The organism is Paenirhodobacter sp. (genome assembly GCF_041916475.1).
Lineage (GTDB): Bacteria > Pseudomonadota > Alphaproteobacteria > Rhodobacterales > Rhodobacteraceae > Rhodobacter.
The window spans coordinates 1-16,077 of the sequence record NZ_JAYRZN010000054.1 but is presented as its reverse complement, the minus strand read 5'-3'; the positions used below and the strand labels follow the sequence as shown (position 1 = coordinate 16,077).

Annotated in this window: 10 protein-coding genes and 2 pseudogenes; 11 read left to right on the top strand and 1 reads right to left on the bottom strand. The window is 62.9% G+C overall.

What is annotated here, in order from left to right:
* From ACOMG5_RS16280 to ACOMG5_RS16230, 11 genes and pseudogenes are all read left to right on the top strand, one after another.
* A pseudogene (locus ACOMG5_RS16280) lies at positions 1-100 on the top strand (IS5/IS1182 family transposase); the annotation flags it as partial.
* A gap of 314 nt (positions 101-414) precedes the next feature.
* A complete protein-coding gene (recA, locus tag ACOMG5_RS16275; protein ID WP_420344844.1) occupies positions 415-1,485 on the top strand; it encodes a recombinase RecA in 1,071 nt (356 codons plus the stop codon).
* A 112-nt stretch (positions 1,486-1,597) separates the two neighbouring features.
* Positions 1,598-4,255, top strand: a complete 2,658-nt coding sequence (gene alaS, locus ACOMG5_RS16270) for an alanine--tRNA ligase (protein ID WP_420344843.1) — start codon at positions 1,598-1,600, stop codon at positions 4,253-4,255.
* Complete coding sequence (locus ACOMG5_RS16265) at positions 4,255-4,545, top strand: DUF1330 domain-containing protein (protein ID WP_420344842.1); 291 nt, start codon at positions 4,255-4,257, stop codon at positions 4,543-4,545. Before alaS ends, ACOMG5_RS16265 begins: the two co-directional genes overlap by 1 nt.
* Before the next feature lie 78 nt (positions 4,546-4,623).
* Positions 4,624-5,454: a class II glutamine amidotransferase gene (locus ACOMG5_RS16260; protein ID WP_420344841.1), complete on the top strand. Its 831-nt coding sequence runs from the start codon at positions 4,624-4,626 to the stop codon at positions 5,452-5,454.
* Between the two features lie 132 nt (positions 5,455-5,586).
* Positions 5,587-6,966 carry a cysteine--tRNA ligase gene (gene cysS, locus ACOMG5_RS16255; RefSeq protein WP_420344840.1) on the top strand — a complete coding sequence of 460 codons (1,380 nt, stop codon included), beginning with the start codon at positions 5,587-5,589 and terminating at the stop codon, positions 6,964-6,966.
* A gap of 11 nt (positions 6,967-6,977) precedes the next feature.
* On the top strand, positions 6,978-8,618 hold the full coding sequence (gene cimA, locus ACOMG5_RS16250) for a citramalate synthase (RefSeq protein WP_420344839.1): 1,641 nt from the start codon (positions 6,978-6,980) through the stop codon (positions 8,616-8,618).
* The gene (locus tag ACOMG5_RS16245) at positions 8,615-9,352 is read left to right on the top strand and encodes a squalene/phytoene synthase family protein (protein ID WP_420344838.1); all 738 of its coding nucleotides are present in this window, start codon (positions 8,615-8,617) and stop codon (positions 9,350-9,352) included. The genes cimA and ACOMG5_RS16245 overlap by 4 nt, the downstream gene beginning before the upstream one ends.
* Before the next feature lie 125 nt (positions 9,353-9,477).
* Positions 9,478-12,546: a methyl-accepting chemotaxis protein gene (locus tag ACOMG5_RS16240; protein WP_420344837.1), complete on the top strand. Its 3,069-nt coding sequence runs from the start codon at positions 9,478-9,480 to the stop codon at positions 12,544-12,546.
* 30 nt (positions 12,547-12,576) lie between these two features.
* The gene (locus ACOMG5_RS16235; protein ID WP_420344836.1) at positions 12,577-13,593 is read left to right on the top strand and encodes a protein-glutamate methylesterase/protein-glutamine glutaminase; all 1,017 of its coding nucleotides are present in this window, start codon (positions 12,577-12,579) and stop codon (positions 13,591-13,593) included.
* Positions 13,594-13,689: 96 nt separating this feature from the next.
* Positions 13,690-14,117: pseudogene (locus tag ACOMG5_RS16230) on the top strand (IS3 family transposase); the annotation flags it as partial.
* A gap of 824 nt (positions 14,118-14,941) precedes the next feature.
* Here ACOMG5_RS16230 and ACOMG5_RS16225 read toward each other — a convergent pair.
* Positions 14,942-16,077 (bottom strand): transposase (locus ACOMG5_RS16225; RefSeq protein ID WP_420344835.1); only part of this gene is annotated, 1,136 nt, incomplete at its 5' end.

The window sequence follows — 16,077 nt, the reverse complement described above, 5'->3', positions numbered from 1 at the left end:
CCGCCTCAAGGACTGGCGGCGGGTCGCCACACGATACGACCGATGTCCGGAAACCTTCTTCTCCGCGATCATGCTCGCCGCAACCGTCTTGTTCCGGCTGTCAAAAGCAATGAGTCTGGGCCCTGGCGGGTGCGGCCTCCGTGCTGACAGGCGCCGCGGCAAAGCGGCGCTCTAGATGGATATTCCTTGTCAGGCAAGCCGCCCGTCTTCGCGTGAAGCACGTTTTTTCGCTTTCGATCGCCGTGGAGCGCCATGGATAACGATTTGTTAATCAGTTCAGGAAATCATCGATATGAAGAATTTGATTGAAATGTTCTCTCATTGTTCGGATAACGATTTCAGAACAACACGGGAACGGATCGCGCTCTGCCCAGATTGCCGGGGGCTGCGCACTGTGAAATAAGGAGGCGTCTGATGGCAGGAACGGCGGGCCTTTTCGATATGAACGACAAACGCAGTGCGGACAAACAGAAGGCGCTCGATTCGGCGCTTGCGCAGATCGAACGCCAGTTCGGCAAGGGCGCGATCATGAAGCTGGGCGGCGACAATCCGGCCGCCGAGATCGAAGCGACCTCGACCGGCTCGCTCGGTCTCGACATCGCGCTTGGCATCGGTGGCCTGCCCAAAGGGCGCATCATCGAGATCTACGGCCCGGAAAGCTCCGGCAAGACCACGCTGACGCTGCACTGCATCGCCGAAGAACAAAAAAAGGGCGGCGTTTGCGCCTTCGTCGACGCCGAACATGCGCTGGACCCGCTTTATGCACGCAAGCTTGGCGTCAACCTCGATGAGCTGCTGATCTCGCAGCCCGATACCGGCGAGCAGGCGCTGGAAATCGTCGATACGCTGGTGCGCTCCGGCGCGGTGAGCATGGTCGTGGTCGACTCCGTGGCCGCGCTCACGCCCAAGGCCGAAATCGAGGGCGATATGGGCGACGCCACCGTCGGCGCGCAGGCGCGGCTGATGAGCCAGGCGATGCGGAAGCTGACCGCCTCGATCGGGCGCAGCAACTGCATGGTGATCTTCATCAACCAGATCCGGATGAAGATCGGCGTGATGTTCGGTAATCCGGAAACCACGTCGGGTGGGAATGCGCTGAAATTCTATGCCTCGGTCCGGCTCGACATCCGCCGCACCGGCGCGATCAAGGACCGCGACGAGGTGGTGGGCAACCAGACCCGGGTCAAGGTGGTGAAGAACAAGGTGGCCCCGCCGTTCCGGCAGGTGGAATTCGACATCATGTATGGCGAGGGGATCTCCAAGGTCGGCGAGCTGATCGATCTGGGGGTGAAGGCGGGCGTCGTGGAGAAATCCGGGGCGTGGTATTCCTACGGCGACGAGCGTATCGGCCAGGGCCGCGAGAATGCGAAGCAGTTCCTGCGCGACAACCCGGATATCGCCTATGAAATCGAGGACAAGATCCGCGCGAGCCACGGGCTCGATTTCGGAGCCACCGAAAGCGACGATTCCCTCACCGAAGAGTGAGCTGCCGCGCAGCGATGCGACGGGGCCGGGCCACAAGCCCGGCCTTTTGCTTTCTGGACAGGCGGGAATGCGGGCGCTAAACGGGTTCAAATCTTGTACAAGGCCCAATCTCATGCCCAGCCTTAACGATATCCGCGCGACCTACCTGAACTTCTTCGAGCGCAACGGCCACCGGGTCGTGTCCAGCTCCCCGCTCGTGCCGCGCAATGACCCGACGCTGATGTTCACCAACTCCGGGATGGTGCAGTTCAAGAACTGCTTCACCGGCGTGGAGAAGCGCGATTATGTCCGCGCCACCACCGCGCAGAAATGCGTGCGCGCGGGCGGCAAGCACAACGACCTCGACAATGTCGGCTACACCGCGCGCCATCATACTTTCTTCGAAATGCTGGGGAATTTCTCCTTCGGCGACTATTTCAAGGAAGGCGCGATCAGCTTTGCCTGGGAGCTGCTGACCAAGGATTTCGACATCCCGAAGGACAAGCTGCTGGTCACCGTCTATCATACCGATGACGAGGCCGCGGCGCTGTGGTCGAAGATCGCGGGCCTGCCCGAGGACCGGATCATCCGCATCGCCACCAAGGACAATTTCTGGCAGATGGGCCCGACCGGCCCCTGCGGCCCCTGCACCGAGATCTTCTTCGATCATGGCGACAAGGTCTGGGGCGGCCCGCCGGGCTCGAAGGACGAGGACGGCGACCGCTACATCGAGATCTGGAACAACGTGTTCATGCAGAACGAGCAGTTCGAGGACGGCTCGATGCGCACGCTCGACATGCAGTCGATCGATACGGGCATGGGGCTCGAGCGGATCGGGGCGCTTCTGCAGGGCAAGCACGACAACTACGACACCGACCTGATGCGGAGCCTGATCGAGGCTTCGGCCAATGTCACCAGCCAGGATCCGGACGGCCCGGGCAAGGTGCATCACCGCGTCATCGCCGATCACCTGCGCTCGACATCGTTCCTGATCGCGGACGGGGTGATGCCGTCGAACGACGGGCGCGGCTATGTGCTGCGCCGGATCCTGCGCCGCGCGGCGCGCCATGCCCATATGCTCGGCGCGAAGGATCCGGTGATGCACCGTCTGGTCCCGGCGCTGGTGCGCCAGATGGGGGCGGCCTATCCGGAGCTGGTGCAGGCGCAGGCGCTGATCGAGGAGACGCTGAAGCTTGAGGAAACCAAGTTCCGCACCACGCTCGACCGCGGGCTGAAGCTTCTGGACGAAGAACTCGCGAAGCTGCCGGACGGCGCGGAGCTGCCGGGGGATGCGGCGTTCAAGCTCTACGATACCTATGGCTTCCCGCTCGATCTGACCCAGGATGCGCTGCGCGAGCAGGGCCGGACCGTGGATACCAACGGGTTCGATGCGGCGATGGCGGAGCAGAAGGCCAAGGCGCGGGCGAGCTGGTCGGGCTCGGGCGAGACGTCGGATGCGAAGATCTGGTTCGAGATCGCCGAAGACAAGGGCGTGACCGAGTTCTTGGGCTATGACACCGAAGCGGCCGAGGGGCAGATCCTCGCGCTGGTGCAGGACGGCAAGACCGTGCCTGCGGCGACGGGCGCGGTGCAGATCGTGGTGAACCAGACGCCGTTCTATGCGGAATCGGGCGGGCAGGTCGGCGATGCCGGCATCATCCGCACCGAGACCGGCGAGGCCCGCGTGACCGATACCCGGAAGGTCGCGGGCGTGTTCGTGCATATCGCCGAAGTGACGATGGGCGAGATCGCTCAGGGGCAGGGCGCGCGGCTGGAAGTGAGCCATGGGCGCCGTTCGGCGATCCGCGCGAACCACTCGGCCACGCACCTGCTGAACGAGGCGCTGCGGCGTACGCTGGGCGACCATGTGGCGCAGAAGGGGTCGCTGAATGCCGAGGACCGGCTGCGCTTCGATTTCAGCCATGCCAAGGCCCTGAGTGCGGAGGAGATCGCCGAGGTCGAGGCCGAGGTGAACGCCTTCATCCGGCAGAACACGCCGGTGACGACCCGGATCATGACCCCGGACGACGCGCGGTCCCTTGGCGCGCAGGCGCTGTTTGGCGAGAAATACGGCGATGAAGTGCGCGTCGTGGCGATGGGTGAGCTGGCGGGCTCCGGCAAGGGGCAGGACGGCAAGACCTATTCGATCGAGCTTTGCGGCGGCACCCATGTGAGCCGCACGGGCGACATCGGGGCCTTCGTGGCGCTCGGCGACAGTGCGTCTTCGGCGGGCGTGCGCCGGTTTGAGGGGCTGACCGGGCAGGCGGCGCTGGACTATCTGAAGGGCCAGAACGCGCGGCTGCACGAGGTTGCGGCGACACTGAAGACCGGGCCTGCGGATGTGGTCGAGCGGGTGCATGCCCTGGCCGAGGAGCGGCGCAACCTTGCGAATGAGGTGGCGCAGCTGCGCCGCGAGCTCGCGATGTCGGGCGGCGCGCAGGGTGGCCCCGAGGCCGAGGACATCGGCGGCATCCGGTTCCTTGCGCAGGTGGTCAACGGTGTGTCGGGCAAGGACCTGCCGGCGCTGATCGATGCGCTGAAAGACAAGATCGGATCGGGCGCCGTCCTGGTGGTGGCCGATACCGGCGGCAAGGCAGCCGTGGCCGCCGGAGTGACGGAGGACACCACCGCGAAGGTCAGCGCCGTCGATATCGTGAAGGCGGCGGCGGCGGCGCTTGGCGGAAAGGGCGGCGGTGGCCGCCCCGATATGGCGCAGGCGGGCGGAGCCGATCCGTCAAAATCGGCGGAGGCGGTCAGCGCCGCGCGCGCCGTCATTGCAGGAGCGAACTGATGCCCGGAGCCTATTGGATCGGCCATGTGACCGTGACCGACGCGGAATCCTACGCGAAATACGCCAAGGGCGCGGGGCCGGCCTTCGAGAAATTCGGCGGCAAGTTCCTCGCGCGCGGCTCGCGCTATCAGCAGCTGGAAGGCAAGGAGCGGGCGCGCAATGTGGTTGCCTGGTTCCCGAGCTTCCAGGCCGCGCAGGATTGCTACAACAGCCCCGAATATCAGGCTGCTCTCGAATTCGCCAAAGGCGCGGCCGAGCGCGATCTTGTCATCGTCGAAGCGATGGAATGACTTTCCTCGCCGCCCCGGGCCTGTTACATTTTCTGCATTGCAGAAAATTCGGGGCGGCGGAACCGTCCGAGGGGCATCATGTGTCGTTGGGCAGCGTATATCGGGCAACCAATCTTCCTTGAGGATATCGTCAGCAGGCCGGGTCATTCGCTGATCCACCAGAGCCAATGCGCGACGCAGTGCCACACGGCGATCAATGCCGATGGCTTCGGCATTGCCTGGTATGGCGAAAAGCCGGAGCCGGGATTGTATCGCGACGCGATGCCTGCCTGGTCGGACCAGAACCTGCGCTCGCTCACGGCCTCGGTGAAATCGGGGTTGTTCCTTGCGCATGTGCGGGCCTCCACCGGTACGGCTTCGTCGCGCAACAATTGCCATCCGTTCACCTATGGCCGCTGGAGCTTCATGCATAATGGGCAGGTGGGCGGCTATGATTGCTTCCGCCGTTCGGCGGAAATGCTGATCCCCGACAGCCTTTATGCGCAGCGCAAGGGCGCGACCGACAGCGAGGCGCTGTTCCTCGTGGCGATCGCGGAGGGGCTGGAACAGGATCCGAAGGGCGCGCTGGAGCGGGCGGCGGCGCGGCTGGAGGCGCTGGCGCGTGAGAAGGGCTGCGCGCCCTATATGCGGCTGACGGCGGCGTTTTCGGATGGGGAGCGGCTCTATGCGGTGCGCTATGCTTCGGACGAGCATGCGCCCACGCTGTATCATCGCTGGTCGGAGACCCGCTCCGGGCGGGCGGTGGTGTCGGAGCCGCTGGAGGACGGGGAGGGCGACTGGGACGAGATCCCGCCCGGCTCGTTCTGCACCTTCGATGCGGCGGGGCTGACGATCGAGCCCTTCTGCCCGGTGCGGCAGCCTGAGCGGCACCTGCGTGAATCGCTTGCCCGAAGTGCTGCGGCGCGCTAGAAGGGCGCCATGAAGAACCGTGCCACCCCGATCTGCATTATTACCATCCGCTGACCACGTCACGCGGGCGCGTTCTTCCATTCTCTTCGGTGAACCAGCCAGGCCCGCGCGGGAAAGAACCGCCGAGGACCCATGACCGAGATCCGCCTGCACAATTCGAAAAGCCGCCGCAAGGAGCTGTTCGTTCCGATCGACCGTGAAGACGTGCGGATGTATCTGTGCGGGCCGACGGTTTACGACCGGGCGCATCTGGGCAATGCGCGGCCGGTGGTGGTGTTCGATGTGCTCTACCGGCTGCTGCGCCATGTGTACGCGGGCAAGGTCACCTATGTGCGCAACTTCACCGACGTGGATGACAAGATCAACGCGACGGCACTGGCGCGCAAGGAGGCCGGAGCCTCGGGGACGCTGGAGCAGCTGATCCACGAGCGCACCGAGGAGACTATCGGCTGGTATCATCAGGATATGGATGCGCTTGGCGCGCTGCGCCCCGATTACGAGCCGCGCGCGACGGCCTTCATCGGCGCCATGATCGCGATGATCGAGCGGCTGATTCTGGCGGGGCATGCCTATGCCAAGGAAGGCCATGTGCTGTTCCGGGTGCGCAGCTACAAGGATTATGGCGCGCTGTCGGGGCGGTCTGTCGATGACATGATCGCGGGGGCGCGGGTTGAGGTGGCGCCGTTCAAGGAAGACCCGATGGATTTCGTGCTGTGGAAGCCGTCCGACGCGGCGCTTCCCGGCTGGGACAGCCCCTGGGGGCGGGGGCGGCCGGGCTGGCATATCGAATGCTCGGCCATGTCCTATGAGCTTCTGGGAGAGAGTTTCGATATTCATGCCGGCGGGATCGACCTGCAGTTCCCACACCATGAGAACGAGATCGCGCAGAGCTGCTGCGCGCATCCGGAGGGCGAATTTGCCAAGGTCTGGCTGCATAACGAGATGCTGCAGGTCGAGGGCAAGAAGATGTCGAAGTCCTTGGGCAATTTCTTCACGGTGCGGGACCTGCTGGACAAGGGGATCCCGGGCGAGGTGATCCGTTTCGTGTTCTTGCAGACGCATTATGGCAAGCCGATGGACTGGACGGCGGAGAAGGCATCGCAGGCGGAGGCGACGCTGCGCAAGTGGCGGGGGCTCGTCGCGGGCATCGAGCCCGCACCGAGCCCGGCGCCCTCTGTCATCGCTGCGCTGGCCGATGACCTGAACACGGCGGGCGCCATTGCGGAGCTTCATGCCCTGGCCGGGGACCCGGCGGTTCTGAAGGCTTCGGCGGCGATGCTTGGCCTGCTGGAAGACGGGATGGGTGACTGGGCGCGCGGGGTGGACCTGTCCGCCCATGCGGCGCATCTGGCGGCGCTGCGGGAGGCGGCGATGGCGGCGAAGGACTTCGCGCCGGTGGATGGGTTCAAGGCGGCGCTTCTGGCGGCGGGGGTGGAGGTCCGGATGTCCAAGGCGGGGGTGGAGCTGCTGCCGGGCACCGGGTTCGATGCCGGGGCGTTGCCGCCGGTCTGAGGGAGGGGAAGATGAGCCAGCAACAGCGCGAGCGCCTGTATCTGTATGACACCACGCTGCGCGACGGCCAGCAGACGGCGGGGGTGCAGTTTTCGGTGGCCGAGAAGATTGCGGTGGCGAAGGCGCTGGACGCGATCGGGATCGATTACATCGAGGGTGGCTGGCCGGGGGCGAACCCGACCGACAGCGATTTTTTCGCTGAGCGGCCGCGCACGCGGGCGACGTTTGCAGCCTTCGGCATGACCAAGCGCGCGGGCCGCTCGGCCGCGAATGACGAAGTTCTGGCGGCGGTAATGAATGCCGGGACCGAGGCGGTTTGCCTTGTGGGAAAGACGCATGACTACCATGTGACGGCGGCGCTCGGGATCACGCTGGCGGAGAATGTAGAAAATATCCGGGCTTCGGTCGCGCATGTGGCGGCGACGCGAGAGGCGCTGTTCGATGCCGAGCATTTCTTCGATGGATACCGGGCCAATCCGGGCTACGCGCTGGAATGCCTGCAGGCCGCGCGCGATGCAGGGGCGCGCTGGATCGTGCTGTGCGATACCAATGGTGGCACGCTTCCGGCCGAGATCGGGCGGATCGTGGCGGAGGTGATTGCGGCGGGGATTCCGGGCGCGCGGCTGGGGATCCATTGCCACGATGATACCGGCAATGCGGTCGGCTGCTCGCTGGCCGCGATCGAGGCCGGGGCGCGGCAGGTGCAGGGCACGCTCAACGGGCTGGGCGAGCGTTGCGGCAATGCAAACCTGACGACGCTGATCCCGACGCTCCTGTTGAAGGAGCCGTTTCGCTCGCGGTTCGAAACCGGGGTTTCGACGGAGGCCCTGCGCGGGCTCACGCGGCTGTCGCGCAAGCTCGACGATATCCTGAACCGGGTGCCGCTGCGCTCGGCGCCCTATGTGGGCGCCTCGGCCTTCACGCACAAGGCTGGGCTGCATGCTTCGGCGATCCTGAAGGACCCGTCCACCTACGAGCATATCGCGCCGGAGCTGGTCGGGAATAACCGGCTGATCCCGATGTCGAACCAGGCGGGGCTTTCGAACCTGCGGGCGCGGCTGGCGTCGATGGGGATCGCGGTTGAGCCGAAGGATCCGCGGCTGGGGACGATCCTCGATGAAATCAAGCGGCGCGAGGATCATGGCTATGCCTATGACGGAGCGCAGGCGAGCTTCGAGCTGCTGGCGCGGCGCGAGCTGGGGCTTTTGCCGAACTTCTTCGAGGTGGAGCGCTATCGTGTGACGGTGGAGCGGCGCCGCGATGCGCGCGGGCGGATGGGGCATCTGTCGGAGGCGGTGGTCGTGGTGAATATCGGCGGCAACCGCACACTGAGTGTCTCGGAAGGGATCGTGGCGGATGGGACGGATGGCGGCCCGGTGAACGCTTTGTCAAAGGCGCTGGCCAAGGATCTGGGCCCGTACCAGCATTTCATCGACGATATGAAACTGGTGGATTTCAAGGTGCGCATCACCCAGGGTGGCACCGAGGCCGTGACCCGGGTCATCATCGACAGCGAGGACGGCTCCGGGCAGCGCTGGTCCACCGTGGGGGTTTCGCCCAACATCGTGGATGCCTCCTTCGAGGCCTTGCTGGATGCGGTGAACTGGAAGCTCGCGCGCGACGGGGCGGAGCCTGCGGACGTGGCGGCATGACGGCGCTTGCGGCCTGCATCGCGCGGGTGGAGGCCGGCGATCCGGACCGTTTTGCGGCGGTGATGGCCAGCCCTGCGCCTCTGCGGGCGCGGCTCTGGCCGCTCTATGCCGCCAATCTGGAGATCGCGCGTGCGCCTTGGGCTTCCAACGAGCCGCTGATCGCGGAGATGCGGTTGCAATGGTGGGTCGATGCGATGGAGGCGCTGGCGGCGCGGGGCAAGACGCCGCGGCATGAAATCGGCGCGGCGCTGGAGGCGGTCCGTCCGGTCGCGCGGCAGCTCGCAGGCATTGCCGAGGCGCGGCGGCGGGATTGCTGGCGGATGGACTGGGCCGATACCGCAGAGTTCTGGGAGTATTTGGACCAGACCTCCGGGGCGCTTTACGAGGCGACGGGAGACCTCCTCGGCTGCCCGCATCCGGCGCTGCGGGAATTTGGCCGGGCAGCGGGCCTTGCGGCCTGGTTCCTGGCTGTGCCCGAGCTGTCGCGGCGCGGGCTCACGCCATTGCCTGCGGGCGCAGCGCCGGGCGATCTGGCGCGAGAGGGGCTCCGCGCCCTGCGTGCGGCATATGGAAAAATGCCGCGTTCCTCGCGGGTTGCGGCGCTCGCAGGATGGGAAGCTCAGGCGATCCTGGCGGCGGCCGAGCGGGCGCCTGCGCTGATCTCGGGGGAAGCGCTGCGCGGGTCTGAGTTTTCGCGCCGGTTGTGGTTGCTCCGCCGCGCCTTCGGGTTCTGATTCCGGTTCCCGATTAAACGTATCTTCAGATGTTCCGGTCACGTTCTTGATGTCGGAGTGGCTCCGGCATCGGCAACGGCTTGTCCGCAGGCTCCCGTGCGAATCTGCGTGATCGGAGGATAAGAATGAAGATGCTGCACCGTTTGCGTCTCGGGACGAAGCTCCCATTGATGCTGGTGTCGATTTCGATCGTCGCCCTGGCGATCATGGGGTTCACCTCTTATCATCTGGCTGCACGCGCCCTGACGAATTACGGCACCGAACGGATCCAGCAGACGCTGTCGAGCCGGACGGAGCAGATCCACCAATGGTCGGAGCGGCAGTTGGCCGCGCTGCGCAGCGCAACGGCAAGCCAGGCAACAAATCAGGCCATGCGTGATCTGGGCGCGATCTGGGCGCGGATGGATAGCTTTAATCAGGAACAGGTCCGGCGTGCGCTGGCCACGGATGAGAAGGTTGCACGGCTTGGGGAGGCGCCCACGGCCGCGGAGGAATACCTCGCACTTCGCCAGGCATATATGCCGGGATTCCAGGCGATCGCGGCAGAGAACCGATTGGTCGACATCTTCCTGGTCGCGACGAACGGGACGGTGGTCTATTCGCTGAAGACGGATTCCAATTTCGGCACGAACCTTTTCGATAAGGCCCCCCGTGACGCTGAATTGATGCGCGCGGCGCAAGATGCACTCAAAGCGAAGACCGATGCCACGGTCATCTCGAATTTCACCCAGGATTTCACCGAATCCAAAGGGGAGCGGGTCGTCTACCTTTCGCGGCCTTTGCGGCTTGCCGGGGGGGCGATTGCAGGCGCCATCGTGTTCGAAGTCGCCCTCACCCCGATCACGCAGATGATGAGCAATGATCGCTGGCTTGGTGAGACCGGGCAGGGCTACATCGTTGATGCCGGAATGGTGCTGCAGACGTCGCTGCGCTCGGTGTCGCGGCCCGAGGGAGCGTCACTCGAGGTGCCAAAGATTGCTGTCGAGCGCGCAATGCGGGGTGAATCCGGCAGCCTCGAAGGCATGGGCATCGATGGTGTAACGGCATTTTCCGCCTATGCTCCGATTGATCTTTTGGGCCGCCGCTATGCTGCGGTTGTAGAGCAGTCGACCGGAGAGATATTTGCGCCAGCGAATGCATTTGCGCGTCATATCCTGATCGACGCGTTTGCCATGGTGTTCCTTATGGCACTCCTGTCCTGGTTGATGGCACGTTCGGTTTCAAAACCTCTGGCGCGCCTCGCTGACACGATCGGTGAGATATCGGCTCACAACTATGATGCAGATATCAGGGGTGGCAACCGAGGCGACGAGGTCGGAGATATTGCACGGGCTCTTGGTGGCCTTCGCGAAGAGTTGCAACAGGCGGACGCGGTCCAGCGTGAGGCGTTGATTCAGGGCACTGCATTCCGGACATCGTCTGCCGCGATGATGATGGTCGATGCGGAGTTCGTGATCACTTATGTCAACGAAGCTTTCATTCGCTTGATATCTGAGCGAGCCGGAGAGACGACGGTTTTTGGGGCGGACCTGACCGCCGACAAGCTGATCGGCGTGAGCATGGACAAGTTTCATCAAAACCCCACGCATCAACGCGCGTTGCTGGCCGATTCACGCAACTTGCCCTATCACGCAGACGTCGCGCTTGGGTCCGTCAGATTTGCGCTCGATATCAATGAAATTTCAGTCCCAGAAACTGGGCGTCTTGGATTTGTCGTCGAGTGGCGGGACGTTACCGAAATGCAGATGAACCGGGCCCTTCTGAATGCTATTGCGGAGACGCAGGTCATTCTTGAGCTGTCACCGGAAGGAAAAGTTAACGATGCCAAGGAAAATGCACTTCGCGTTCTGGGTTGCACCCGAGATCAGATACTTGGCCTGTCACATACAGATGTAATAGCGAACGAGGGTGATTTCGACGCATATTGGGCTCGGTTGATAGCGATGCAACCGGTGCTGGGCAGGTTTGTGCTGAACAAGCCTCAAGGCGGAAGCGCTACGGTGGATGGCAGCCTGACACCTGTTCCAGATCGAAATGGGCGACTGGTGAAAGTCGTTATGATCGCGCACGATGTAACGGATGCACAGATCGCGCTTGCGAACGAACGGGAGCGCGCCGATGCAATTTTGGAAGATCAACAGCGTGTTGTGGAAGCGCTTCGTATCGGCCTTACTGCTCTGTCCATGGGTGATCTTTCTGTACAGATTGATCATACGTTTCCGAGCGAGCACGAGCAATTGCGCAAGGACTTCAATGCGGCGGTGGCAAATTTGTCTGAGGCGATCCAGGTGGTGATAGATAATGCTGCCACGATCGATGCCGAAGCGCGTGAGATTAGCAATGCGGCTGAGGATCTAAGTGATCGTACAGAAAAGCAGGCTGCGACGCTGGAGCAAACCGCCGCGGCCCTAGATGAGTTGACTGTCTCTGTCAGTTCGGCAACCGCGGGTGTTATGGATGCGAACCGCGTCGTCAAACTCGCAAGAGAGAGTGCCGAAAACTCTGGAGAGATCGTGCAGCAGGCCGTCAATGCGATGGGAGAGATAGAAGATTCGTCGAGGAGGATCTCTCGTATTATCGGGGTTATCGACGATATCGCGTTTCAGACGAACCTCTTGGCGTTGAATGCTGGTGTGGAAGCCGCACGGGCAGGAGAAGCAGGGCGCGGTTTCGCTGTCGTAGCTTCAGAGGTGCGAGCGTTGGCACAACGCTCTTCAGAAGCGGCGCGCGAAATTGATGGGCTTATCACTGCCTCGTCAAATCATGTTCGTCGTGGCGTTGATCTGGTCGGGGAGACTGGTGCCGCGCTTGAGAAAATCCTCGCATCGGTGAATGATATTGCATCTCGTGTGTCTGAGATCGCCGCGTCGTCGCACGAGCAAGCATCCGGCCTGTCAGAAATAAATATTGCGGTCAACCAACTTGATCAGGTGACGCAGCATAATGCGGCGATGTTCGAAGAAACAACAGCAGCCAGCCATGCGTTGACCGTTGGCGCTCAAGCACTCGCTGCCGCTGCGGCGCAATTCCGAACGGCCCGTCGACCTAACGCCGTTGACCCTGATGCCGAAAACGAAATTTCAACGGATGAAAAGATGAGAAATGGCTGTCGAGATCATGTTCAGCGCACTGTCGCAGTACGGAATGTCGTCGGAAAACTCGATTTTAAGACCGATGATTGGGAAGAATTTTAAGCGTTCCAGAATTTACTTGGTTGATCTATCTTGCCGGTAAAAGTTCTTATTGTTGATGACTCGCCAACCATCCGAAAAATGATCAAGTTTAGGTTGCAGCGGGACCTTCGGACCAAGGTGGTCGGTGAAGCATGCAATGCTGATGAGGCGCGCGCCGCAATCAAAGCGTTGGATCCGGATGTCTTGACTTTGGATGTCGAAATGCCTGGAATGAGTGGGATCGATTTTTTGGGTCGCCTGATGAGACTGCGCCCGATGCCCGTCATCATGGTTTCCTCCGAGACACGTCGGGGCTCTGATATCGCGCTTGAGGCTCTTTCACTTGGTGCAATCGATTGTATTGGAAAGCCATTTGGTCAGGGTCTTGCTGCGGCTTTTGATGTTCTGCCAGATCTTGTATGTGCTGCCGCGGGGGCAAACCCACGTATGGTTTCCCAGCCACGTATGGTGACGGGAAACCATAAATTTCTCTGGAATGGAAAAATCGTATTACTGGGTGCATCAACAGGAGGTGTCGACGCTTTGCAGACAGTTCTCGCGGGCTTTCCTGAGAATTGCCCGCCCACACTAATTGCCCAGCATATGCCGGAAGCGTTCCTTGCGAGTTTCGCCCGTCGACTGGAAAGCAAAGTGGCTCCACGGGTATCGTTGGCGACGGAAGGTGCACTGCTAAAGCAGGGGGCTGTGCTTCTCGCGCCGGGGGGGCATACTCACCTTGCGCTTGACCATACAAATGGCCTTCGTTGTCACATTGTAGAGGGATCGCATTCAGGTGGATTTCGACCGTCTGTTGATGTTTTGTTTCGATCAGCGGTGCCCGAGGCTCATAATGCAGTGGCAGCCATGCTGACCGGAATGGGGCGGGACGGAGCAGATGCGATGCTACAACTCCGGCAGGCCGGCGCGAGGTGCCTCGCTCAGGACGAGGCGACTTCAGTGGTCTATGGCATGCCGCGCGCAGTTGCAGAAAACGGAGCTGCTGAGGTCCTCTTGCCGATCGAAGCAATTTCTGGATCAATTATTGACCTTTGTCGTAAAGGAAAATAGCGCCCAGGATCTCTGTCTTCAGGGCCTGTGAAAGGATTTGGCGTGATTACGTAGCGGAGGGTTTGCGGCTCATCTCGATCCCACATGGAGTAGAAGGTGACGGCAAGATCCGTGACGACGAGGGCCTCTGCTGAGCAGGTTGTGACGGGCGTCCAGCGCCGGCGCGTAAGCTGCACTCGTCTGAAGAGAAGATCTGGATCGTGTTGCCTGAGCTTCGTTGCGAGGACAGCATCTCCGGTCTGTGCCGCTACGAAGGTATCGCTCAGAGCCTTTATTTCAGTTGGTCGAGGGAGTTTCTCGATGCCGGCAAGAAGCGGTTGGGAGGTGACACCGCGCGCCAGGTCAATTCTGGCGCAGCGAAAAATTTGCGTGCCGCAACTGTGCCGCTGAAGGAGCTGGCGGCCGATCTGACCTTAAAAAACCGCCTGCTCAAAAGGCATGAGCGGGGCCGAGGGAGAAGGGGACTGAGATGTCTAGCCACGGAGAAGCTCGAAATCGTCCGCCTGGAGGAGCCGTCGCATCTGTAGGTCCGGCGCACTCTTGCCAAGATCGGCATTGCCACCACCACCTTCTACCGCGGGTATGACCGCTTTGTCGAACAGGGAGCAGAGGAGTTTGAGGGTCGCCCTTCCCGGGTCTGGAAGCATATCCCCGAAACGGTGCCGAAGCAGATCGTGCATCTGGCGCCGGAAGAACCGGAACTGTCGCCGCGAGAAGTGGTCCAGAAATTTACGCAGACGGAAAAGTATTTTTTGTCAGAGGCTTCGGTCTATCGTCTGAGTTGGCCCTCTACCTCATCACCAGCCCCGCCCATGTCGTTATCAAGGCTTCCGACGCGTCCAAAGACGAGATCAGCGCCCGAACCAGATCTGACAGAACGATCTTCCTCCTGTTTTGTTGACGCGCAGACAAGATCGCGACCGAGGAACTGGAGTTCAGATATGACGCGCGGGACGTTCCGCCGTGGGTTTCAGGTCGCGGCGGTGGGGCTGGTGACGGACCATGGCGCATGCGGCCCGAGGCCTCGCGGTTGCGCGGAGCGTGTTGGGTGCGGGCTGCGCGCCCGGAGCCACGGCATGTCCCGGGAACGGTCAGATGCGGGCCGATCTGGCGGGGATTGCGGCGCTGAGGAAAGAGGCCGCGCGGAGCGTGAGCTCCGGAAATCAGCGGCGGCTTTCGCACGGCGGTATGAGATCCGCCCGCATTGCAGGCACCGCCAGATCTGGCCGGTCAGCTGGCTCAGCGCGGTTCCGGGGGCTTCGCGGCCGCGCTTCCCTGCCTGGCTCGGCCGCCCTGCCAGCACCCGCGCGCGATCACGCCAGGCGCGTCACCGCGATCGAGACGCGCTTCAGAGCCTGTGCCCGGGCCCAAGGGGCCCGCCGCCTCTGGCGCGATGTTCTCGAACGGGCCGCACCGGATCGAACGGCTGAGCCGGGCCATGGCCATGAGCGCGCGCCACGCGTGCGCCGCGGCACAGCCGAAGAATGGCGGCGAAGGGCCGGTGACCCACCGCGGCAAGAGAACCGGCGCGGCCTGGACCGGACCTTCCAGGGCGAACCGGAAATGGCTGGCCCGCATCACCTGCCTCTGGCCCGCAGAAGGCTGGCGCCATGTCCGGTCGTGCCGGATCCCGGCGCCCGGCGCGCCGCGGGCTGGCCCATGAAAGCGGATCGGGATGCCTCACTGATCGTAGGCAAATGTCTGATGTGCGGTCTGGGCAGCTGTATCGACCGGGCAGAATCTGCTCAGTTTGAGGCGCTAATCTGAATGCCTCGGCCGGTGTGCGCATGGCGAGGGCCTGATGCGGGCGCCGGGGGTTGTGGAAGCAGATCCAGTCTCCAATGAGGCGGGTCGCGTGCTGGATGCTTTCGAAGCGGTGACCGCGCTGCTCCTTGAGCGTGCGGACCGGGCGCTCGACCATGCCGATCTGCTGCGGGCAGTGCGGGGTGATGACCTCTTGGCTCCGGTGGTAGCTGCGCACGAGGGCGGTGAAGTGCCGGCTCGTGAAGACCAGGCCGTTGTCCGACCTCAGGAGGAACTCCCGGTCGACGCGGCCGAGCGTGCCGAACCTAGCGATCAGGGCATGTTCCAGAGCGGCGCTGGCCGTAGTGGCCTTGCCTGAGCGCGACAGGTGCCAGCCCAGCAGTTCGCGCGTGTGGCAATCGATCACGAGTGCCAAGGAGGCCCATCCGTCCTTGCCGGTCCAGACGCGTGCCAGATCCGTCGACCAGCGCTCGTTCGGTGCTGTGGCGACTGAGGGCACAGCCTGAATGCGGGGGCGTATACCGATGGCACGCTTGCGGACCTGCCAGCCCTTGAGCTGGAAGATCCGCTGCACCGTGTTCTTGTTGAACCCGAGCAGCCAGGCCACCGTGCGATAGCCGAAGGACGGCTCCGCCTCGATCATCGCTTTGATCGGCTCGGCAAAGCGCGGATCGACCTTCGGTGCCGCCTTGACCGGCGTGTAGCAGACCGTTCGCCGCG